The 21,393-nt window shown below is 64.6% G+C and carries 18 protein-coding genes; 7 read left to right on the top strand and 11 right to left on the bottom strand.

The window, feature by feature from the left end; genetic code table 11:
• Window positions 1-7: 7 nt before the first annotated feature.
• Window positions 8-2,590: a bifunctional diguanylate cyclase/phosphodiesterase gene (locus JYG34_RS06110; protein WP_213659896.1), complete on the top strand. Its 2,583-nt coding sequence runs from the start codon at window positions 8-10 to the stop codon at window positions 2,588-2,590.
• Window positions 2,591-2,601: 11 nt separating this feature from the next.
• Here the strand turns inward: JYG34_RS06110 and JYG34_RS06105 are convergent, their stop codons facing one another.
• Window positions 2,602-2,928 (bottom strand): DUF2025 family protein, encoded by a 327-nt coding sequence (locus JYG34_RS06105; RefSeq protein WP_213659895.1) that lies wholly within the window; start codon window positions 2,926-2,928, stop codon window positions 2,602-2,604.
• A 187-nt stretch (window positions 2,929-3,115) separates the two neighbouring features.
• On the opposite strand from JYG34_RS06105, the gene JYG34_RS06100 reads away from it, so the two are divergent.
• Window positions 3,116-4,330 (top strand): GAF domain-containing sensor histidine kinase, encoded by a 1,215-nt coding sequence (locus tag JYG34_RS06100; RefSeq protein ID WP_213659894.1) that lies wholly within the window; start codon window positions 3,116-3,118, stop codon window positions 4,328-4,330.
• Here JYG34_RS06100 and JYG34_RS06095 read toward each other — a convergent pair.
• The gene (locus JYG34_RS06095) at window positions 4,269-5,186 is read right to left on the bottom strand and encodes a LysR family transcriptional regulator (protein WP_213659893.1); all 918 of its coding nucleotides are present in this window, start codon (window positions 5,184-5,186) and stop codon (window positions 4,269-4,271) included. The genes JYG34_RS06100 and JYG34_RS06095 overlap by 62 nt on opposite strands.
• A 119-nt stretch (window positions 5,187-5,305) precedes the next feature.
• Between JYG34_RS06095 and JYG34_RS06090 the strand changes: the two genes are divergently transcribed.
• Window positions 5,306-6,064, top strand: a complete 759-nt coding sequence (locus JYG34_RS06090; RefSeq protein ID WP_213659892.1) for an SDR family NAD(P)-dependent oxidoreductase — start codon at window positions 5,306-5,308, stop codon at window positions 6,062-6,064.
• 4 nt (window positions 6,065-6,068) lie between these two features.
• On the opposite strand, the gene JYG34_RS06085 is transcribed toward JYG34_RS06090, so the two are convergent.
• Window positions 6,069-6,848: a LysR family transcriptional regulator gene (locus tag JYG34_RS06085; protein ID WP_213659891.1), complete on the bottom strand. Its 780-nt coding sequence runs from the start codon at window positions 6,846-6,848 to the stop codon at window positions 6,069-6,071.
• Between the two features lie 101 nt (window positions 6,849-6,949).
• On the opposite strand from JYG34_RS06085, the gene JYG34_RS06080 reads away from it, so the two are divergent.
• Window positions 6,950-7,678, top strand: coding sequence for an SDR family oxidoreductase (locus JYG34_RS06080; RefSeq protein WP_213659890.1), 729 nt, complete (start codon window positions 6,950-6,952; stop codon window positions 7,676-7,678).
• 99 nt (window positions 7,679-7,777) lie between these two features.
• Here JYG34_RS06080 and JYG34_RS06075 read toward each other — a convergent pair whose 3' ends face one another.
• The 7 genes from JYG34_RS06075 to JYG34_RS06050 form a co-directional block, all read right to left on the bottom strand.
• Window positions 7,778-8,647 (bottom strand): efflux RND transporter periplasmic adaptor subunit, encoded by an 870-nt coding sequence (locus JYG34_RS06075; RefSeq protein ID WP_213659889.1) that lies wholly within the window; start codon window positions 8,645-8,647, stop codon window positions 7,778-7,780.
• A gap of 11 nt (window positions 8,648-8,658) precedes the next feature.
• A complete protein-coding gene (locus tag JYG34_RS06070; RefSeq protein WP_213659888.1) occupies window positions 8,659-8,865 on the bottom strand; it encodes a DUF1656 domain-containing protein in 207 nt (68 codons plus the stop codon).
• The gene (locus tag JYG34_RS06065) at window positions 8,852-10,840 is read right to left on the bottom strand and encodes an FUSC family protein (protein WP_213659887.1); all 1,989 of its coding nucleotides are present in this window, start codon (window positions 10,838-10,840) and stop codon (window positions 8,852-8,854) included. Before JYG34_RS06065 ends, JYG34_RS06070 begins: the two co-directional genes overlap by 14 nt.
• 254 nt (window positions 10,841-11,094) lie before the next feature.
• Entirely contained in the window at window positions 11,095-11,211 is a 117-nt protein-coding gene (ccoM, locus tag JYG34_RS26425) for a cytochrome c oxidase subunit CcoM (RefSeq protein WP_011532604.1), read from the bottom strand.
• Between the two features lie 135 nt (window positions 11,212-11,346).
• Window positions 11,347-11,508, bottom strand: a complete 162-nt coding sequence (locus JYG34_RS06060) for a hypothetical protein (RefSeq protein WP_213659886.1) — start codon at window positions 11,506-11,508, stop codon at window positions 11,347-11,349.
• 66 nt (window positions 11,509-11,574) lie between these two features.
• Window positions 11,575-11,901, bottom strand: a complete 327-nt coding sequence (locus JYG34_RS06055) for an aspartate-semialdehyde dehydrogenase (RefSeq protein WP_213659885.1) — start codon at window positions 11,899-11,901, stop codon at window positions 11,575-11,577.
• A gap of 112 nt (window positions 11,902-12,013) precedes the next feature.
• The gene (locus JYG34_RS06050; protein ID WP_213659884.1) at window positions 12,014-12,709 is read right to left on the bottom strand and encodes a M949_RS01915 family surface polysaccharide biosynthesis protein; all 696 of its coding nucleotides are present in this window, start codon (window positions 12,707-12,709) and stop codon (window positions 12,014-12,016) included.
• A 127-nt stretch (window positions 12,710-12,836) separates the two neighbouring features.
• Here JYG34_RS06050 and rapA point away from each other — a divergent pair, with 127 nt between their 5' ends.
• Entirely contained in the window at window positions 12,837-15,683 is a 2,847-nt protein-coding gene (gene rapA / locus JYG34_RS06045) for an RNA polymerase-associated protein RapA (RefSeq protein WP_213659883.1), read from the top strand.
• A 235-nt stretch (window positions 15,684-15,918) separates the two neighbouring features.
• Window positions 15,919-18,183: a putative bifunctional diguanylate cyclase/phosphodiesterase gene (locus JYG34_RS06040; protein WP_213659882.1), complete on the top strand. Its 2,265-nt coding sequence runs from the start codon at window positions 15,919-15,921 to the stop codon at window positions 18,181-18,183.
• Here the strand turns inward: JYG34_RS06040 and JYG34_RS06035 are convergent.
• A complete protein-coding gene (locus JYG34_RS06035; protein WP_213659881.1) occupies window positions 18,083-18,970 on the bottom strand; it encodes an NAD(P)-dependent oxidoreductase in 888 nt (295 codons plus the stop codon). The two genes, JYG34_RS06040 and JYG34_RS06035, sit on opposite strands and share 101 nt — an antisense overlap.
• Window positions 18,971-19,162: 192 nt before the next feature.
• Between JYG34_RS06035 and JYG34_RS06030 the strand changes: the two genes are divergently transcribed.
• A complete protein-coding gene (locus JYG34_RS06030) occupies window positions 19,163-21,346 on the top strand; it encodes a hypothetical protein (RefSeq protein WP_213659880.1) in 2,184 nt (727 codons plus the stop codon).
• Window positions 21,347-21,393: the final 47 nt, after the last annotated feature.

Below are 21,393 nucleotides of genomic sequence, written 5' to 3'. Positions count from 1 at the left end.
CCCGTACATGGACAGGAACGTCGACCTTTCACCCTCCACGCCCACCTCGCGCCTGCAGATGCGTCGCCTGGTCAGTGCCTTCTGTGCCGTGTTCGGCCTGGCCTGCCTGATCGCCCTGGGCGCCTTGTTCAACATCGCCGCCACCCTCGACCGGCAGGAGCGTGAGCGCAGTACCTTCCACGCCACCCAGGCGCTGGAGCAACGGCTATTGGCCTCGCGTCAGTTTCTTTCCAGCTATGCCGTCTGGGATGCCGCCTACGAACACCTGGTCGGCAAGGTCGACTGGCAATGGGCCTATGACGAGAAGAATGTCGGCGAATCGCTTTACAGCGCCAGCGGCTACGAAGGCGTATTCGTGGTCGAGGACGACACCACCACCTATGCGCTGTTCAAGGGCAAGCCCACCCACTCGCCTGTCGGCGCCTACCTCGATACCGCGCCGGCTGCGCTGATCGCCGAGGCACGCCAGGCCGCTCCGGCCCGTGAACAGGTCACTCACTTCACTCGCTTCAACGGCTGGCCAGCGGTGCTCAGCGCCGCGGCAATACGGCCCGACAAGGAAGTGACCGAGGGCGAAGTCAGCCACGCCCCGGTGATGATGTTCATCGACCAGTTGACCGAAGCCAAGCTCGCCCGCCTGGGCGAAGGCGCGGGGCTGGCCAGGATGCGTCTGGAGAAAAATGCCGGCGATGCGCCCGTACAGCCGCACATCGACCTGGGCGAAACTGGCTACCACCTGGTCTGGGACAGCCCCCAGCCAGGCCGCCAGCTGCTTTGGGCGGTACTGCCGCCCTTGCTTGGCGTGCTGCTGATCATGGGCTTGGTGCTGGTCTACCTGTTCCGTCACGCATTGAGCAGTTCTCATGCCATCGACCAGAGCCTGCTGCGCCTGCAGCAAAGCAACCAGGCACTGGAAGCCAGTGAGCAGCGTTTTCGGGCCGTGGCCGAGGCAGCGTCCGACTGGATCTGGGAAACCGACCGGCACCATCGGCTGACGTATCTGTCGCAACGCTTCGTCAAAGTCACCGGCTACCCGGTCGAGCACTGGCTGGGGCAGCCACTCAACCAGTTGCTGGCCTGCGACACCACGCCCCTGCTGCCCTGGCTCGATAGCCAGGCCGACAGCGATGCGCAACATTTGGCCAACCTGCGCTGCAACTACGACGACGCCACCGGGCAGAACCGTTATTGCCGCGTCTCGGCACGTTCGATCGTGTTCGACGGCAAGCTCGCAGGGTTTCGCGGCACCGCCAGCGACATCACCGACGAGGTCGCCGCCCATGCCCGCATCCAGCACCTGTCGATGCACGATGCCCTGACGGGCCTTGCCAACCGCAACAAACTCTCGCGCCACCTGGAGCAGGCGCTGCTGCGTGGCAGTGACTCGCCGCCCCTGACCTTGCTGCTGCTCGACCTGGACAGCTTCAAGCCGATCAACGACTCCCTCGGCCACCCGGCTGGCGACGCGGTGCTGCAGGAAGTCGCCAATCGCCTGCGCGACACCACCCGTGACGATGACCTGGTCGCCCGCCTGGGCGGCGACGAATTTGTCCTGGTGCTGCACGGCCTGGACACCCGCACTGAGATCGACCGCTTCTGCGCCCGCCTGCTTGACCTGCTGCAGCAACCCATCAGCTACGAGGAGCATCAATTGCATATCGGCGCCAGCATCGGCGTCGCCCAGACTCGGGTCCAGGGCTACGATGCCGGCGAACTGATCCGTTGCGCCGACATCGCCCTCTACCAGGCCAAGGCCGACGGCAAGAACACCTGGCGCTACTTCTCGCCGGAGATGAACCAGCAGATCCAGTACCGTCGCCAGTTGGAAAACGACCTGCGCCGAGCCATCAAGCAACACGAGTTCGTGCTCCACTACCAACCGCGCTATCGCCTGGATGACCTGCACATCGTCTCGGTCGAGGCCTTGCTGCGCTGGCAACACCCGCAGGAGGGGCTGCTGGGGCCGGACACGTTCATCCCGCTGGCCGAGCAGAGCGACCTGATCGTGCCCCTGGGTCGCTGGGTGCTGACAGAAGCCTGTCGCAATGCCCGTGACTGGCCGGAAGAATTGCTGGTGTCGGTCAACCTGTCACCCGCGCAGTTCTCCCGCAGCGACGTGGTTGCCGATGTGCGCCAGGTGTTGCTGGAAACCGGCTTCCCGGCCCAGCGCCTGGAGCTGGAGATCACCGAGAACGTGATGCTCAACGATATCGAAGGCGCCCTGGCCACCATGCTTGCGCTCAAGGAGCTGGGCGTGCGCCTGAACATGGATGATTTCGGCACTGGCTACTCGTCGCTGGGCTACCTGCGCACCTATCCGTTCGACAGTATCAAGATCGACAAGCGCTTCATCGCCGGGCTGAACAGCCAGAGCGGTAATGACAAGGCGGTGGTTCAGGCCATCATCAACCTCGGTCAGGCCATGGGCCTGACCGTCACCGCCGAGGGGGTGGAGACCGAGCAGCAGCTCCAGGCGCTGGGCAAGGAAAACTGCCACGAAGTGCAGGGGTACTACCTGAGCAGACCGGTGGACCGGGAAGGCTTCGAAGCTCTGCTGTCAGCGCGAGAGGTGCGCCAGGGTGTCTCCTGAAGCAACGACACTTACCGGCTGACGGGGCTGCGCTCGGCAACGATTTCCGGCAAGTCGGTACGCCGCAGGTAGAGGCGCAGTGGCTCGCCGATGTTCAGGCGGTCGTCCACATGCTGGTCGAACAGCAGCGCCAGGCGCTCGCGGCACAGTGCCATGCGCAAGTCGCCATCGGCGCGCCATACGAACTCGCTGCAGGGGGTGATGCTGTCGTCGGCCACATCCATGCCGAACGAGTCTTCGGAAAAGCGCACGATATGGGTGCCGCGCTTGCCATGAAAACCGACGAAGCCCTTGAGCTGGTCGGCGGCGTTGCAGATGTCCTGTGACGTGATGGCCATGACGTAACCTCGCAAAGAAATTCGGAAGTGACGCACGCCGGGCTGGGGCGGTCGCCTCTGGCGGGCAACGCGCAGGTGCCAGCCTAACGCAACTGCGAGACGGTTCGCCAAGGTTTTTCATTCGTTTTTCACAAGCCCGCTAAACTGGGTCATGGCCCCTTTTACCCGCTTTAACTCCGGACCTTTCATGACCCAGGCCGTCAACACCGACATCGCTATCATCGGCCGTATCAATGCGGTGCCCGCCATTCTCCAGGTGATCTGCGAGACCACCGGCCTACGCTTTGCCGCCGTGGCGCGGGTAACCGAAAACAGCTGGACGGCCTGCGCCGTGCTCGACACCCTGGGTTTCGGCCTGGATGTGGGTGGCGAACTCGACGTGACCACCACGCTGTGCCACGAGATCCGCAGCACCCGCCAGACCATCGTGATCGACAAGGCCAGCGAGGACGAGCAGTACTGCCATCATCACACGCCGCGCCAATACCGCTTCGAAAGCTACATTTCAGTGCCGGTGCTGCGCACCGATGGTAGCTTCTTCGGCACCATCTGCGCCCTCGACCCCAACCCCACTGCGTTGAAAGGGACAGCCATCCAGCCGATGATGGAATCCTTCGCGCGCTTGCTGGCGATTCAGATCGAGAGCGAGGAGAACGCCCAACGCACCGAACAGGCCCTGTTGAAGGAACGGGCCATGGCCGAGGTGCGTGAACAGTTCATCGCCGTGCTGGGGCACGACCTGCGCAACCCGCTGTTCGCCATCACCGCCGGCGCCGAACTGTTGAGCCAGCGCCTGCAAGACGATAAACAGCTGCTGATCGCCCAGCACATCCTGACCTGCGGCCAACGTGCCACTCAGCTCGTACGGGATGTCCTGGACTTCGCCCGTGGGCGGTTGGGGGCCGGTATCGCGCTCAACCTGCAACCCTGCCGCGACCTGCGCGCGGCCCTGTGCCATGTCGCCTCGGAGCTGCAGCGGGTGCACCCGCAACGGCGCATCGACCTGCAGATCGGCGAAGTCGATGGGCTGTACTGCGACCGCGAACGGCTCACGCAACTGCTGTCGAACCTGATCGCCAACGCCCTGGCCCATGGCGCGCCAGACAGTCCGGTCACCGTGCGAGCCAGCATCGAGGCCCGTACCTTCAACCTGAGCGTGCACAATCAAGGCACGCCAATTCCCGCACAGACCTTGCCACTGCTGTTCCAGCCCTTCACTCGCCCAATGTCCGACACCCCGCAACAAGGCCTGGGGCTGGGCTTGTACATTGCCAGCCAGATCGCCCTGGCCCACGGCGGGCATATGGAAGTGGCGTCCAGCGTCCAGGGCGGTACCTTGTTCAGCTTGCGCCTGCCGCTGGATCGACCTGGGGTTCCAGCAACACCGCCAGCCAGTTCATGAAGGCCTGGACCCGACGCGGCACATGGCGTTGCCGGGCATAGAGCAGCGACACCGGCATCGCTTGCGCCTGCCAGGGCTCGAGCACCGACACCAGCTCACCCCGACGCAGGTGTTCATCCACCCCGACCATCGGCACCTGGATCAAGCCAAGGCCGGCCAGGCAGGCTGCAGAGTAAGCCTCGGCGTTGTTGACCGTGACCACGCCGCCCATGGCCTGGAAACGCAGTTCGCCGTCCTGCTCGTACTCGAAACCCTGGCTGCGGCCACCCAGCGTACGCACGTAATGGACCAAGCGATGGTCGGCGAGGTCCGAGAGGTTTCGCGGCATACCGTGGCGCTCCAGGTACGCGGGGCTGGCGCAGTTGCACATGCTCAGGCGGCCAACCGGGCGAGCCACCACGTCCAGGTCGCCCAGCGTGCCGATCCGCATCACGCAATCGAAGCCTTCGCGCAGCAGGTCGACCTGGCGGTCGGTGCAACTGATTTCCACCTCCAGTCGCGGGAAACGCTCGAGAAACCCTGGCAGGGCCGGCACGATGACCCGACGCGCCATCATGGTCGGCAGGTCGATGCGCAAACGCCCGGCCAGCTCGGCATCGTCGGCGCGGAACAGGCTTTCGATTTCGTCCATGCCCGACAGCAGGTCCTTGCTGCGCTCGTACAGCAACGCGCCATCCTGGGTCACCTGCACGCGGCGAGTGGTGCGGTTGAAAAGGCGTGTGCCAAGCAAACGCTCCAAGGCCCGCACCTGCTCGGAGACGGTCGAACGCGGCAACCCGAGGCTGTCGCCGGCCTGGGTGAAACTGCACAACTCGCTGACCCTCACGAAGGTGCGCAAAAGCTCCAGCTTGTTCATCGATGGCACCAACTGTCCAAATTTTGCGAACAGTATTTCCGAGTTCACAGGATTTAACAGCCACCATCCGATCAATAACCTGTCGCCAACAGCCACCGCCCCACCACGAGGTAACCGCAATGACTCGCAAGATCGCCCTGATCACCGGCGCCAGCCGCGGCCTGGGCCGCAACGCCGCCGAACACCTCGCCGCCCGCGGCATCGATATCATCGGCACTTACCACAGCAAGGCCGACGAGGCCCAGGCCGTGGCAGCAAGGCTGGAACAGGCCGGCGTGCGGGCGGCCATGTTGCAGCTGGACGTCAGTGACAGCGCCAGCTTCGCCACCTTCATCGAACGCCTGGGTGACACCCTTGAGCAGCGCTTTGGCCGCCGTCAGCTGGACTTCCTGGTGAACAACGCCGGCATCGGCTTGAATGTGCCGTTCAGCGAAACCAGCGAAGCGCAGTTCGAGCAGTTGCTGAACATCCAGCTCAAGGGCCCCTTCTTCCTGACCCAGCGCCTGCTACCCTTGATTGCCGACGGTGGACGCATCGTCAATATTTCCACCGGCCTGACCCGCTTCACCCTGCCCGGCTATGCCGCCTATGCGGCGATGAAGGGGGCGATGGAAGTGCTGACCCGTTACCAAGCCAAGGAGCTGGGGCCACGCGGCATCCGGGTGAACATACTTGCGCCGGGCGCCATCGAGACCGACTTCGGCGGTGGCGTGGTGCGCGACAACGCGCAAGTCAACGATTTCATTGCCGGGAACACCGCGCTCGGGCGGGTTGGCTTGCCCGATGATATTGGCGCGGCCATCGCGTTGTTGCTGGAAGAGGGCAACGGCTGGATCACCGGGCAGCGCCTGGAGGTCTCCGGCGGCATGTTCCTCTGATCGATCAAGTCCCCATGAGTGCCTGGTGCAAGCTGGCCAATGCCGGCAGCGCCAGGGCCTGGGTGGTGAGGCACAAACCGACACGGCGGCGCAACGACAGCCCTGGGGCGGGTTGCCAATAGACCCCTGGATACCGCTCGACCAGCGACTGGGGCAGCCAGGCACTCCCCAGGCCAGCGGCGACCATGATAAGAGACTGCTGCAGCGAGCCGGCCTGCCCGACCTGCTCCCCCTCGTCATAGAGGCTCATCAGCCGCTGGTGCGAGGGGTGCTGCGGGCAGGTGATCCAGCGTCCATCCGGTTGGCTGCCTGTGGTCATCGCCAGGACAAAGGCCTCGTCCCACAGCGGCAGGAACAGTTCGTCCTCACACCGCTGGGCCTCATCGGCCAGTCGTGCATCCCCGGCGCATCCTTCCAGCAAGGTCAGTTGCAACCCGGGCACCGCCTGGCTGGCCAGACGCACGCAGGACTCGACCTGGGCCGGGGCGATATCCGCCTCGATGCCCAAGGTCAAGGGCACCCGCTCCTGGCCCTGGCGAAAACGCAGGCGCAATGCATCGGCTTCGGCCACCATGCGACAAGCCAGGGGGTAGAGTTCGCGAGCCTGTTCGCTGACTTCGACGCCACGGGCCTGGCGCAGGAACAGTTCGGCGCCCAGGTCGTCCTCCAGCTGGCGAATGGTTACCGACAAGGTCGGCTGGGCCACGCACAGGCGCTGGGCGGCTACAGTGATGTTGCGCTCTTCGAATACCGCGATGAACGCCTTGAGGTGACGGATATCCATAGATAGAACCGATGCCAGCCAGAGAAATAAGCCGTTTTTAATGGCCGGGAACGCTATCTAGAATTCCCGCCATCGAAAGCGATTATGCCTTGGAGGCCACCATGAACAAACCACTGATCATCGTCACCGGCGCCAGCTCCGGCATCGGTGCCGCCACCGCCCGTCTGTTTTCCGCCGCGGGCCACCCTTTGCTGCTGATTGCCCGGCGCCTGGAGCGCCTGGAAGCCCTGGCACTGCCCAATGCCCTGTGCCGTGCGGTGGACATCCGTGATCGTGCCGCGCTGGTGGCGGCCGTGAAGGAAGCCGAATCCCTGCATGGGCCGGCCGACGCGCTGGTGAACAACGCCGGGGTGATGCTGCTAGGGCAGATGAGCGAGCAGGACCCGGAGCAGTGGGAGCGCATGTTCGACATCAATGTGAAGGGGCTGCTCAATGGGGTGCATGCGCTGGTCGGCGGCATGCTCGAGCGGCGCCATGGCACGCTGATCAACGTCAGCTCCGTGGCCGGGCGCAAGACCTTCCCCAACCATGTCGCCTATGTCGGCAGCAAGTTCGCCGTGCATGGCTTGTCGGAGAACCTGCGCGAGGAGCTGGCACCGCACAACGTGCGCGTGGTCACCATCGCACCGGGAGCGGTGGAGACCGAGTTGCTGGGGCATACCACCGACGAGGACATCAAGCGCGGCTACGAGGCTTGGAAAGCCAATGACATGGGCGGCGTGGTGCTGAGTGCCGAGGATGTGGCCGGGGCGATCCTGTGGGCCTACCAGCAGCCACAACAGGTGTGCATTCGCGAAATCGTACTGGCAGCCACCGCACAGCAGCCCTGAGAACTGCCGCCGCTCATCTGTAGGGGCCAGCCTTGCTGGCGATGCCCGGCATAGCCGGGCCAGGGGCGCTGAGCGTCCCATTGCCCCACTGGGCCAGGCTCATCGCTGCCCCTGGTCCTCATGCACCTGCACGCTAGCTGTCATCCCCGCGCTCAGGGTCACCCCCTCGGGGATCTGGTCCAACCGTATGCGCACCGGAATCCGCTGCGCCAGCCGCACCCAGTTGAAGGTGGGCTCCACTTCCGGCAGCAACTGCCCGTCAGGTGTCGAATTGCGGTCGGTGATCCCGCGGCTGATGCTTTCCACATGACCCTGCATCGACTCGCCCGCGCCCATCAACCACACGTTCACCGTATCGCCGACACGAATGCGCGGCAGCTTGGTTTCCTCGAAATAGGCCTGGATATAGAAAGTGGCATCGTCCACCAGCGCCATCACCGACTGCCCGGTATTGACGAAGTTGCCCTCGGCCAGGCGCAGGTTGGTGATATGCCCGCCACGTGGGGCGCGCACTTCGCTACGTGCCAGGTTGATCCTGGCCACCTGCAACTGCGCCTCGGCTTCGTGCAGTTCGCCGCGGGCAACGGCAGCGTTGATCTGGGCGTTCTCGCGCAGCTCGGCACTGATCGCCTCGGTCCCCAGCGCCGTGCGCCGCGCCGCTTCGCGATCACGCAGACGCAGTTGCTGGGTGCGGGTCTCGACCACGGCGCTGGCCTGGTCGAAGGCGGCCTGGAAACGCTCGCGGTCGATGGTCATCAGCAGTTCACCGGCCTTGACCTGCTGGTTGTCGCGGACCTTGAGCGCGCTGACCCAGCCCGACACATCAGGGGCGATCACCACCACATCGGCCCGCACCCGCGCATCCCGGGTCCAGGGCGTGAGCATGTAGTACTGCCAGAGCTGGTAGCCGGCGAACACGGCGAGGATCACCACGCACAGGGTGACCAGGGTACGTACGGCTGTACGCATCGAATGACTCCTTACATTGGGCCCAGTAGACGTACTACCAGGTACAGGACACAAACGAACAACGCCGCGTCGAACAGCGCTTCATGCCAGATCCAGCGCCCCAGGGGGGTGGCCTGGACCACCAGGCGCAGCACGCCGGTGAGCAACAGCGCCATCAACACGTAGACCAGAAACGGACTGAGCAGCACGCCGCCCAGCGCCCATTCACGCAACCCCATGGGGATCCTCCTGCCAGCGGCACCATTTGCCCCAGCTCTTGCGCAGCTGCAAAACCGCCCCCTCGGCCAGACGCAACGGATCGCTGGGCGGCTGGCGACGCAGGGCTTCGATGAACTGTTCGCTGGCGGCATCCAGGCGCTGGCCGCGGCCAGGTGCCGGGCCGCTGGCGAGCACCGCCCCCAGCTGTTGCAAATACTGACGCTCGGCGCTGCCCAGGGGGGCATTGGCCACGGCCAGGCACAAGCGCAAGTGCACCAGTTCGTCGCCAATGTCCAGGCCGTGCAGGCCATCATCCCAACGTTTGCGCTCAGCTTCCGGCAATTCGCTGGCATGCCGCGCCAACTGCATCAGGCGATCGGCCATGCGGCCGCCAAACCAGCTGTCGGCACCGCGCAGATCACGCCGGGTCAATCGCACCAGGTCGCCTTGGGTGGCCGCCCGCAGACGCCGGCCCAGCCAGGCCGGATGGCGCAGCACCACCAGGCGGAAAGCCAGTACTGCGGCGCCCACCCCCACCAGCATGGCCTGGGCGCTGTTGAGCATGCTCGCCACGTCGAAATGCATGGCATTGAGCGGCGCCACCAGCACGATGAAGTGCAGGCAGTAGGAGGTGGCGGTGGCGCCGATGCGCGGATGAGCCATGCCCAGGGCGCCGAAGAACAATGGCACGCCCATGCCCAGGCAAAGCATGGCGAAGCTGCTCCATTGCGGCAGCAGGATCTGCCCGACCAGGAACGCCACCGGGATCGCCAGCAGGATGCCGCGCAGGAAGCTCAAACCGATCTGCGCGCCGTTCTCGCGGCTGGCGAATAGGCTGCAGACCACGCAGGTCAACACCAGCCCCCCCGGCGCCGAAGGCCAGGCAGTGGCCAGCCAGAAGCTGCTCATCACCAGGAACGCCAGGGCACTGCGTGATCCGAACAAAAGGGCCAGCGACAGGTCGCGGTGGGCGGCCAGGCTTTGCGCGACTTCCTTCGGCGCCCTGCCCTGCTCCACATCGTCGAGGGCCTGGCTGGCGGCCATCGCGTAGTCCAGCAGCAGGGTCAGGCGTGCCAGACAGTAGTGCTCGGCGGCGCTTATCCGTTCGTCGTGGGCCGCGTCCCAGAGGCGCTGGCGCAGCACCAGCAGGTTGGGCTGGCTGGGTGTGGCCAGCTGGGCGCGGACCTCGTCCAGCCAGGGCAACAGGTGCCGGGCTTCGGTTTCGTCGAGTTGGCGCCATTGCCGGCGCACCGAGCGCGACAGGCGCAACAGCACCATGAGTTTCTGGCTCAGGCCCTGGATCGCCCGGGCCCGTTGTCGGCCGCGACTGCCTTCGAACCAGGCGTGTTCGCGCTGGGCGTCGATGGCGACAATCCGCCCGAGGGTCTCCAGCAACCCTTTGCGCGCTTCGTCTTCGCCTGCGAGCATGGCACTGGCCGCCTGCAAGCCGTTCTGCCAGGCCTGGCGTGCCTGGCCGGCGAGCTGCTGTTCCACCCGCATGGGCCAGACCAGGGCACTGCTGGCGGTGGCGCAACAAATCCCCAGGCTGATCTCGGTGCAGCGGGCCACGGCCTGGTCAAACACCTGCAACGGGTGGTCGATCGCCGGCAGGGCGATGATCGCCGCGGTGTAGCCGGCCAGTACGAAGGCATAGGCCCAGGCGCTGCGCAACTGGGTGGAGGCGGCGGTGCACAGCGCCAGCCAGAGCGCCAGGGTGAACAGAAACAGCCAAGGCGTCTGCGCGAACAGGCCAATGAACACCACCGACATGAAGGTGCCGACCAGCGTCCCGGCCAAGCGCGCAAGGCCCTTCTGCACCACCATGCCCGACAGCGGCTGGGCCACGATGAACGCGGTCATCAAGGCCCAGGCCGGCTGCTCCAGTCCCCAGCGCAACGCCAGCCACAGCGCCAGGCCGCCACCAAGCAGGGTCTTGAGGGCGAACTTCAGGGCGAGGCTGCTGGGTGCGAACAGGGCCTGGAAGGTGATGGGCACGAATCGGACCTTGCGGGGGATTGGGTGTAGAGAGAACGATAGACAACGGGAGAGAGGATAAAGTGGAAAGCATTAATTAGCTAGCTAATCATCTTGTTTGACAGAGAGCTTTGCTGCGCCTGCAAAATCGAGCGCTGCGGGGCGGCGCATCGCGGATGAATCCGCTCCCACCCCAAGACGCACAAAATTGCAGGCAAAAAAATGGGCGACCGAAGTCGCCCTAAATGCCTTGCGTGCTCGTGAATCGGGAAGGATCAGCGCTGCTTGCGCTTGTTCGAATCCTTCCAGATGAAAATTCCCAGACCGGCGAAGAACGCCAACATCAGCCCGACCGTTACCACACCCGCGATAACCACGTTGTCGAAGAACATGTCGGCCCCTCCCTTGGTGTGCCGTCATCCGATGGGTGCAAGGTAACCAATGGCGGGAGGGGGGAAATTGACCGGGGTCAATGGTGCCCGGGGCCGGGCACGGGAGGCGGGTGCAGGGTTGACCTGCATCAAGTTTCAGCGCTTCTTGGGCGTGCCCTTGGGCTTTTTCTTCTTCTTTGCAGCCAGCGGCATGGCCTGTTCGAAGGCCTGACGCATGTCGTTCAAGCGCTTGTCGTTGAGGTCGTGGATGCGTTTGGCGCGTTCGGCGCCGAAGTCGATCAGGTTGTCTTGGCTCATGGCGGGCTCGACGGACAGCAGAGGCCTCAATGATGAAGGTAGATGGCGCTGCTGGCTAGAGCGGGGTCAGACCTCGATGTCCACCAGCAACCCTTGGCGCGTACGTTCGCCCATGGGGGCCACCGGCACGGTGTTGTCGGCGTTGAGTTCGTCGCCCGGCACGGCGTCGAAGCGCTCCGCCTCGCCGCTCTTGCGCCGTTGCTGCTGGCGGCGCTGCTCCTCGCGCAGCAACAGCGCCTGCTCTTCGGGGTCGCGGTGCTGCTTGAGGTCGACGGTACCGTCGCTGGAGGACGGCTGCGCGGGCACCACCGGCGGGATGTCCGGCGTCGGTTTTACCGGGTCGAGTTGCGACGTGACGGGCGCGGCGCTGAGCGGGATGATCGGTGGCAGCATGGCAGGGTCTCCTATGGCCACTGTGTCGGCCGGTGCTCAGCCGCCTTGAATGCGCGCGGGCCAGGCTGTGCGGCGCGTCACAGCGCCGCACCTGCGCAAGTATAGCCAGCGCTTACTCGGTATCGTCTTCCGGGTCGTCGTCGGCTGGCGCGGTGGTTTCGCTCCAGGGCCGCTTGTAGACCTGCTGCCAGACCGCGTCCATGTGCTCGCGCAAGACCTGCGGGGCGCTCTTCAGCGAGGCGCTGTCCTCGCGCTCGCCGCCGAACGCGTCTTCACCGGGAGGGCTGATCAGCGATTGCCCCGTGATCGTGTAGGCCGCCTGGCCTTCACGCATCTCGATGGCGATGTCGTGGGGGTCGATGCCGCCACCGCAGAAGGAATGGCTGGCCACGGTCACTTCGGCCACGCCGTCCTTGTTCAGGTCGGTGACGTCACTGACGTCGTTGTAGAAGTCGACATCCAGATCCAGGCCGGCACAGGTGGTTTCCTGCTCGATCTGCCAACGCGGCTTGAAGGCATCGGACGAAGCGTTGCGGCCATAAAGAGTGGCCTTGAGCACCACCTTGTCGACTTCTTCCTCGGTGTCGGGGTCGGTGGCCTGGCCGTCGACCCGGCTCAGCACCAGCAGGCCCTCGCCCTCACGGTCGTGGAAGTGCACGCTCTTGATCGGCGTCTGCACGCCCAGCACTTCGAGTTGCTCGACCGGGATCGGCGGCAGCACTTCGAAACTTTTCTGTTCACAGGCGGCCAGCAGCGCAAGGCTGCCCAGGCCCAAGGTGACGTTCAACCAGCGGTGCTTGGCAACCATGTTTGTGCGTGGCCCTCGTGACGGGACGGTATTCGTCGATGAAAGCGCTAGACTCTTCACATTCATTGGTCTGGCGAAGCCGATCCGTTAACATAGCCGGCTTTTTCATCGCGGGAGTTTTGGCAGTATGGCGCAGCAGTATCAACCGGGGCAACGCTGGATCAGCGACAGCGAAGCCGAGCTCGGTCTTGGGACCATCCTGGCGCAGGATGGCCGCCTTCTGACCGTGCTCTACCCGGCCACGGGCGACACCCGCCAGTACTCGCTACGCAATGCGCCGCTGACCCGCGTGCGCTTCTCGCCTGGCGACCAGATCACCCACTTCGAAGGCTGGAAGCTGACGGTGCGCGAGGTCGAGGACGTCGATGGCCTGTTGGTCTACCACGGCATTGACGGGCAGAACCAGCCACACACGCTGCCTGAGACGCAGTTGTCGAACTTCATCCAGTTCCGCCTGGCCAGCGACCGTTTGTTCGCCGGTCAGATCGACCCGCTGTCGTGGTTCTCCCTGCGCTACAACACCCTGCAACACAACAGCAAGCAGATGCTGTCGTCGCTGTGGGGCCTGGGCGGCGTGCGTGCGCAACCTATCGCCCACCAGTTGCACATCGCCCGTGAAGTGGCCGACCGCATCGCCCCGCGCGTGTTGCTGGCCGACGAAGTGGGCCTGGGCAAGACCATCGAAGCGGGCCTGGTCATTCATCGCCAGCTGTTGTCCGGCCGCGCCAGTCGCGTACTGATCCTGGTGCCCGAGAACCTCCAGCACCAGTGGCTGGTGGAGATGCGCCGACGCTTCAACCTGCAGGTGGCGCTGTTCGACGCCGAGCGCTTCATCGAAAGCGACGCCAGCAACCCGTTCGAGGATGCCCAGCTGGCGCTGGTGGCCCTGGAATGGCTGGTCGACGACGAGAAGGCCCAGGACGCACTGTTCGCCGCCGGCTGGGACCTGATGGTGGTCGACGAGGCCCACCACCTGGTCTGGCACGAGGAACAGGCCAGCCCCGAGTATGCACTGGTCGAGCAACTGGCCCAGGTCATCCCGGGCGTGCTGCTGCTCACCGCGACGCCTGAACAGCTCGGCCAGGACAGCCACTTCGCCCGCCTGCGCCTGCTCGACCCCAACCGTTTCCATGACCTGGCCGCGTTCCGCGCCGAGAGCGAAAACTATCGCCCGGTAGCCGAGGCGGTGCAGGAACTGCTCGACGAAGGCCGCCTGTCGGCCAAGGCCCACGCGACTATCCAAGGCTTCCTCGGGGCCGAAGGCGAAGCGCTGCTGGCCGCGGTCAGCGATGGCGACAGCCAGGCCAGCGCACGCCTGATCCGCGAGCTGCTCGACCGCCACGGCACCGGCCGCGTGCTGTTCCGCAACACCCGCGCGGCGATCCAGGGCTTCCCCGAGCGCCAGCTGCACCCCTACCCGCTGGCCAACCCCGAACAATACGCCGAACTGCCGTCGGGCGAACGCGCCGAGCTTTACCCGGAAGTGGCCTTCCAGGCCCAGGGCGACGTGGCAGACGACGACCGCTGGTGGCGCTTCGACCCTCGGGTCGACTGGCTGATCGACACCCTGAAGATGCTCAAGCGCACCAAGGTGCTGGTGATCTGCGCCCACGCCGAGACCGCCATGGACCTGGAAGATGCCCTGCGCGTGCGCTCCGGTATTCCAGCCACGGTGTTCCATGAAGGCATGAGCATCCTCGAGCGCGACCGTGCCGCCGCCTACTTCGCCGACGAAGAGTTCGGCGCCCAGGTGCTGATCTGCTCCGAGATCGGCAGTGAAGGCCGCAACTTCCAGTTCGCCCATCACCTGGTGATGTTCGACCTGCCGGCCCACCCGGACCTGCTCGAGCAGCGTATCGGCCGCCTCGACCGGATCGGCCAGAAACATACGATCCAGCTGCACATCCCGTACCTGCAGGACAGCCCGCAGGAGCGCCTGTTCCAGTGGTACCACGAAGGCCTCAATGCCTTCCTCAACACCTGCCCGACCGGCAACGCCCTGCAGCATCAGTTCGGCCCGCGCCTGCTGCCGCTGCTCGCCGAAGGTGACGAGAAAGCCTGGGGCAAGCTGGTGGCTGAAGCCCGCGCAGAACGTGAAAAGCTCGAAGCCGAACTGCACAGCGGCCGCGACCGCCTGCTGGAACTCAACTCCGGTGGCGCCGGCGAAGGCCAGGCACTGGTCGAGGCGATCCTCGAGCAGGACGACCAGTTCGCCTTGCCGATCTACATGGAAACCCTGTTCGACGCCTTCGGCATCGACAGCGAGGACCACTCAGAGAATGCCCTGGTGCTCAAGCCCAGCGAGAAGATGCTCGATGCCAGCTTCCCGCTGGGTGACGATGAAGGCGTGACCATCACCTACGACCGTGGCCAGGCCCTGTCGCGTGAAGACATGCAATTCCTCACCTGGGAGCACCCTATGGTCCAGGGCGGCATGGACCTGGTGCTGTCCGGCTCGATGGGCAACACCGCAGTCGCGCTGATCAAGAACAAGGCGCTCAAGCCCGGCACCGTGCTGCTCGAGCTGCTGTATGTCAGCGAGGTGGTGGCGCCACGCAGCCTGCAACTGGGCCGCTACCTGCCACCGGCGGCGCTGCGTTGCCTGCTCGACGCCAACGGCAACGATCTGGCGGCGCGCGTTGCCTTCGAAACGCTCAACGACCAGCTCGAGAGCGTGCCACGGGCCAGTTCCAACAAGTTCGTCCAGGCCCAGCGCGACGTGCTGGCCAAGCGCATCGCCGCAGGCGAGGCCAAGGTCCTGCCGGCTCATGAGGAGCGTGTCGCCCAGGCCCAGCAACGCCTGGTGGCCGAGGCGGACGAAGAGCTGGCGCGCCTGACCGCGCTCAAGGCGGTCAACCCTACCGTGCGCGACACTGAGATCGACGCCCTGCGCAAGCAGCGTGAAGATGGCATGGCAGCGCTGGAAAAAGCGGCGCTGCGCCTGGAGGCCATTCGGGTGCTGGTGGCAGGCTGATACCCCGTTCGCCAGCAAGCCGGCTCCTACAGATACCCGTAGGAGCCGGCTTGCCAGCGAACCACCCACAAAAAACACTCGTTTAGACCTCTGCGCTATTAGCCTCATATCCAAACGATAGAGATCAAAGTGCCATTAATCAGGAAGGCTTAAGCACCCCTTCCTATACTCCTCCAGGAACAGTCTCCATCCGCGCTCAGTGGGGACAAGGGCTCACTCGACGAAGAGGCCTGCAATGGAGTGGCTGGGACTGCGATTGTTCGCCGAGCTACCGGCGACCGGACAAATCATCCTCGACTGCCGACACAACCCCTTCCTGGTGATGCTCGCCTTCACCGTGGCCAGTGCTGCCTGCTTCGCCACCCTGGGCATGGCCGAGCGCCAGAGCCACTGCGAGGACCCCACGGCGCGCCGCCAATGGCGGGTACTGGGCGCCTGCTGCCTGGCCGGTGGCATCTGGGCCATGCACTTCATCAGCCTGCTGGCTTTCCAGGCCCCGTTGGAACTCCACTTCGACGCCCCGCTGACCGCCTTGTCCCTATTGATTGCATTGATTGCCGCCTGGCTGGCGATGAACAGCCTCGACCGCGGCGAGATGCGCTTGGGCCATTACCTGCAAGCCACACTGTTCATCGGCCTGGGCATCAGCACCATGCACTACGTCGGCATGGCCGCGTTGCAGACCAGCGCCCAGCAGTACTACCAGACCGGGCTGCTGCTGGCGTCCATCGGCATCGCCATGGCCACCAGCCTGTTGGCACTGTTGATGGCGCGGTACTTCCGCCAAGGCAGCGGCACCCTGCACCTGTTGATGAAGCATGGTGCCAGCCTGCTGATGGCTGCGGGCATCGTGCTCGCCCATTTCACCGGCATGGCCGCGATGACCCTGGTGATTCCCGGTGGTGCCGCCCTGAGCCTGCCCTCTGCCGACAACAGCCTGCAGTTGGCGCTGACCATCGCCTTCATTACCCTGCTGATCAGCGGCAGCAGCATCAGCGCCGCGCTGGCCGACAAGAAGCTGCAAAGCAAGGAACACGACCTGCGCCGGGTCAACCTGCTGCTCAGCCAGCTCGACCAGGCCCGGGTATCCCTGCAGCAGGCCGCTCATTACGACGCCCTGACCGGCCTGGTCAACCGCCGAGGCTTCAACCAGGTGTTCGCCGAGCGCCTGGCCGAGCAGACCGCCAACGATGGCATGCTGGCGGTGATGTTCCTTGACATCGACCACTTCAAGCGCATCAACGACAGCCTCGGCCATGTCGCCGGTGACGAACTGCTCAAGGTCATCGCCGGGCATATCAAGGCCGCGACCCGTGGCAACGACCTGGTATCGCGCTTCGGTGGCGACGAATTCTGCATCGTCACCAGCCTGAACAGCCGCGACGAGGCGCGCCACCTGGCGCAGCGCATCATGCAGCGGATGAAGGAACCGGTCGACCTGGCCGGGCGGCGTATGGTGATGACCACCAGTATCGGTATCAGCATCTTCCCCGACGACGGCCACAGCACCGAGGAACTGCTGAAAAACGCCGACCTCGCCCTTTACCAGTCCAAGGGCTGCGGGCGCAACAGCCTGCATTTCTTCAGCAGCGGCCTGAAGACCCGCGCCACCCTGGAGCTGCAACTGGAAGAGGAACTGCGCCTGGCCCTGTTCGAGGAACGGGGGTTATGCGTGTACTACCAGCCGATCTTCGACCTGCACAGCCGGAAAGTGAGCAAGCTGGAAGCCCTGGTGCGCTGGCAGCACCCGCAACATGGCCTGCTCAGCCCCGACCGCTTCATCCCCATCGCCGAAGCCAACGGCCTGATCGCCGAACTCGACCTGTGGGTGCTGCGCCGTGCCTGCGAGGACCTGGCCCAGCTCAACCGACATGGCTATGGCCACCTCAAGGTCACGGTCAACTGCTCGGCGCTCACCCTGGGCCGCGAGGAACTGGCCAGCGAAGTGGAAATGGCGCTGTTCCAGGCGGGCCTGGCTGCGCGGCAGCTGGAGCTGGAAGTCACCGAGAACGCCCTGATGGGCGACATCCACCATACCATCGAGTTGCTCAAGCACATCCGCGCCCAGGGCGTGGCGCTGTCGATCGACGATTTCGGTACCGGTTATTCGTCACTGGCCTACCTGAAACGCTTGCCGCTGGACGTGCTGAAGATCGACCGCTCGTTCATCCAGGAAGTGCCCGGCAACCAGAAGGACCGGGAAATCGTCCAGGCGATCATCATCATGGCCCACACCCTGCACCTGAAGGTGGTCACCGAGGGCGTCGAGACGCCCGAGCAACAGGCGTTCCTCGCCGCCCACGGCTGCGACTGCCTGCAGGGTTACCTGCTCAGCCGCCCGTTGCCACCGAGCGAACTGCGGCCAGTGCTCGAACGGCTCGACCGCCAGCACGACACGCTCAGCCCTTGCTGCGATACAGCGATACCAGGGTCGCCGGATCTTTTTGCAGATGGCCCTGGCTACCGTGCAGGCGCATCAGTTGCGCGGCGAGGCCACTGAGCGGTGTCGCCGAGCCCTGCTCGCGGGAGAATTTCACCGCGGTGTCGAGGTCCTTGAGCAGGGTGCGCACATGCCACTTGACCGGCTCGAAACGGCTCTCGGCCATTTGCGGGGCGAGGATCTGCAAGGGTTTCGAGTCGGCGAAACCACCGGCCAATGCCTCGGCGATCAAGGTAGCGTCCACCCCTGACTGTTCGGCGAGGGCAACCACCTCGGCGATCACCAGCGCATTGCAGGCCACGATCATCTGGTTGCAGGCCTTGGTCACCTGGCCCGCGCCAACGCCACCCATGTGCGTCACCCGCTGCCCCAGGCTGAGGAGCACCGGGCGTGCCCGCTCAAGATCCGCAGATTCGCCACCGACCATGATCGCCAAGGTGCCGGCCTCGGCACCCGGGGTACCGCCCGAAACCGGCGCATCGAGCCAGGCCATGGCGCACAGCGCGGCCAGTTCGGCGGCCATTTCACGGGTAGCGGTCGGCTCCAGGCTGGAGAAGTCCACCAGCAACTGGCCTTTGCGCCCTCCTCTGGCAACGCCGCGCTCGCCGAACACCACCTCACGCACCACTGCCGTGTCGGCCAGGCACAGCAGCACCATCTCCGTCCCTTCGCACAGATCCTCGGGGCTCGCGGCCAGGCGGGCCCCTGCGGCGACCAGCTCGGCGCACTTGTCCGGGCTGCGGTTCCACACGGTCAGCGGATAACCCGCCGCCAGCAGTCGCCGACACATCGGCAAGCCCATCAGGCCGATCCCGGCGAACCCCAGCGAAGGCAAAGCAGTATTCATGAACGACTCCAGATTAAAGAAGCGTGACAAACGGACGATGCAATGCGGGTGCGAGGAGAAAACCTTAGAACGCCTAGGGAAAACCCCTATCGCACAAGAAAAAGACGCACTGATAAAGTCGCGAAATTTCTCCGTGATGGCTACATGACATACCTCGACGGGGAACCCACCACTCCAGGCAAATGGCGCACTATGACCTCTACGAACACTTCTGCCAATGCGGTCCCTGAGTCGTCGCTCACTCCCACGTCACTGACTGCCGGTGGTGCTCGAGATCTTCCTGCCAGCCGCAATCTGCCGACGCATCAGTACCTGTACTTCACCGAACAGGACATCCAGCGCATCCTCGACAACCTCGACGGCCTGCGCGACCTGGTGTTCCCGCAAAACCTCCACGTCGAGAGCGAAGACCAGCTGCGCCTGGAGCAGCAGTTCCCCTCGGTGTGCCTGATCGGCCTGGGCCGTTGCGGTTCGAACATCGCCCTGGACGTGGCGGAGCTGGTGTACAACGCCCGCACGTTCTTCCTCAACGAGTTCAACAACGAAGACCGGCACAAGGGCGAAACCGGCTACAGCCCGGCACGCTGGATCCGCCAGAACCTGCGCCTGGTGCAGAACAAGGGCACCAAGCCGGTGTTCCTGGTCGAGCCCCTGGTGATGCTCGGCGACCTGGACAAGGACATCGCCGGGCGCATCCGTTTCTCGCGCAAGGGCGAGCGCGGCGGGTTCCTGCGCGACTACAGCAAGATGAAGATCATGGACCTGTCCGAGGTGCATGCCGGCGGCGCCGGCAACGCGCCGATCCTCGGCCAGTACCTGGCCAAGATCATCCTCAACAAGGATACCCAGCGCTTCTCCAGCGCCGACTGGAAGCTGATCCACTCGTACCTGATCGACTCCTGCGGCATCAAGGCGAACCAGTCGCGCCTGTACTTCTACATCTTCAGCGCCGGCGGCGGTACCGGCTCGGGCATGGCCTCGGAGTTCGGCCTGGCCCAGCAGTACTCGTACATGAACAAGACCTTCGACACCAAGCCGGCCGACGAGAACGACGGCAAGAGCGGGCATTCGTTCGTCTTCGAGCCGATCTTCACCAGCGGCATCTGCGTGCTGCCGAACGCCTCCGACCACCGCAGCGAAATGTCCGAAGCCTTGCACATCAACGCCGGGCGCCTGCTGTGCAAGTACCTGTCGGAGGAATGGGACTTCTCGTACAACTTCGACAATGAAGACAGCAGCGAAGCCAGCGTCATGGGCCGCATCCGCCCATGGAACGCGATGATGCTGATCTCCAACGACATCATGCGCTACGCCGAAGAGAGCGACGACGGCACGATCCAGAACATCGACGTCAACGCCATGGAGAAGCACGCCAACCAGTACATCTCCCAGCAGATCTTCAACATCCTCACCGCCCAGGCGGTGACCACCGACTACGACCAGAACTACTTCCGCCGCGCGGGTATCGACATCGGCGAAACCATCCGCCTGGACGCCAACGACCTGTTCATGAGCCTGGCAGGCCCCGTGGCCATCGCCTACGCCGAGTCGGTGGTGCCGGAGATCCCGGCCCAGGGTTCGGACAAGTTCAAGGTGTTCGAGCGCGAGCAACCGCGCCTGGATATCGACGACCTGTTCTTCCGCTCCATCGACCTGCCGCACTTCAACAAGCAGACCCAGGCCATCGAAGGCATCAGCCTGCTGCCGATCGAGTCGCGCCGTTACCGCGCCGCGCTGGAGCAATACCAGGCCTCGGGCTACGACGCCGCGGCGCTGCACGACCTGCACTTCTTCAAGAACTGTTCGTCGGTGGTGTCGATCGTCTCGCTGCCCAAGGACTACAAGCTGTCGTACATGGACCTGAACCGGCTCAAGACCCACCTCAACAGCCTGTTCCCCAACACCACGCTCAAGCGCTACGCGCTGGTGATCGGCGCCTCGGCCAACCTGTCGCTGACCACCCTGATCGCCAAGAGCCCGTGCCTGTCGGACGACTTCCTGACCCTGATCGTGGCCTTCATCAAGCGCTGCTTCGCCCGCACGCCGTACCGCTTCGACGACACCCTGGACAACGCCATCCTCGACTTCATCACCAGCGAGCACTTCGATGAAGACAGCATCGACGACCTGCTGAACGAATTCGAGAACCCGGCGAAGATCCTCGACACCAACTGGTACGCGATCAAGCCGATGTACGAGAAGAAGTACCGCGAGCTGATCAACGACAAGAGCCGCTTCGTGTCGATCAACGACATTCGCCTGTCGCGTGAATGCGTGAAGAAGGCGGTGAAGTACCTGCGCGAGATCTTCAGGCACCGCATCGGCAAGACCCGGGTGATTTCGCTGAACAGCCATACCGGGCGCGTGGACTACTGAGACAGCAAGGGCCGCTCTGCGGACCTTTCGCCGGCAAGCCGGCTCCT

The sequence above is a fragment of the Pseudomonas entomophila genome (assembly GCF_018417595.1).
Classification (GTDB): domain Bacteria; phylum Pseudomonadota; class Gammaproteobacteria; order Pseudomonadales; family Pseudomonadaceae; genus Aquipseudomonas; species Aquipseudomonas entomophila_C.
Note: the sequence above shows the minus strand (reverse complement) of the source record. Positions and strands in the feature narration are given on the sequence as shown.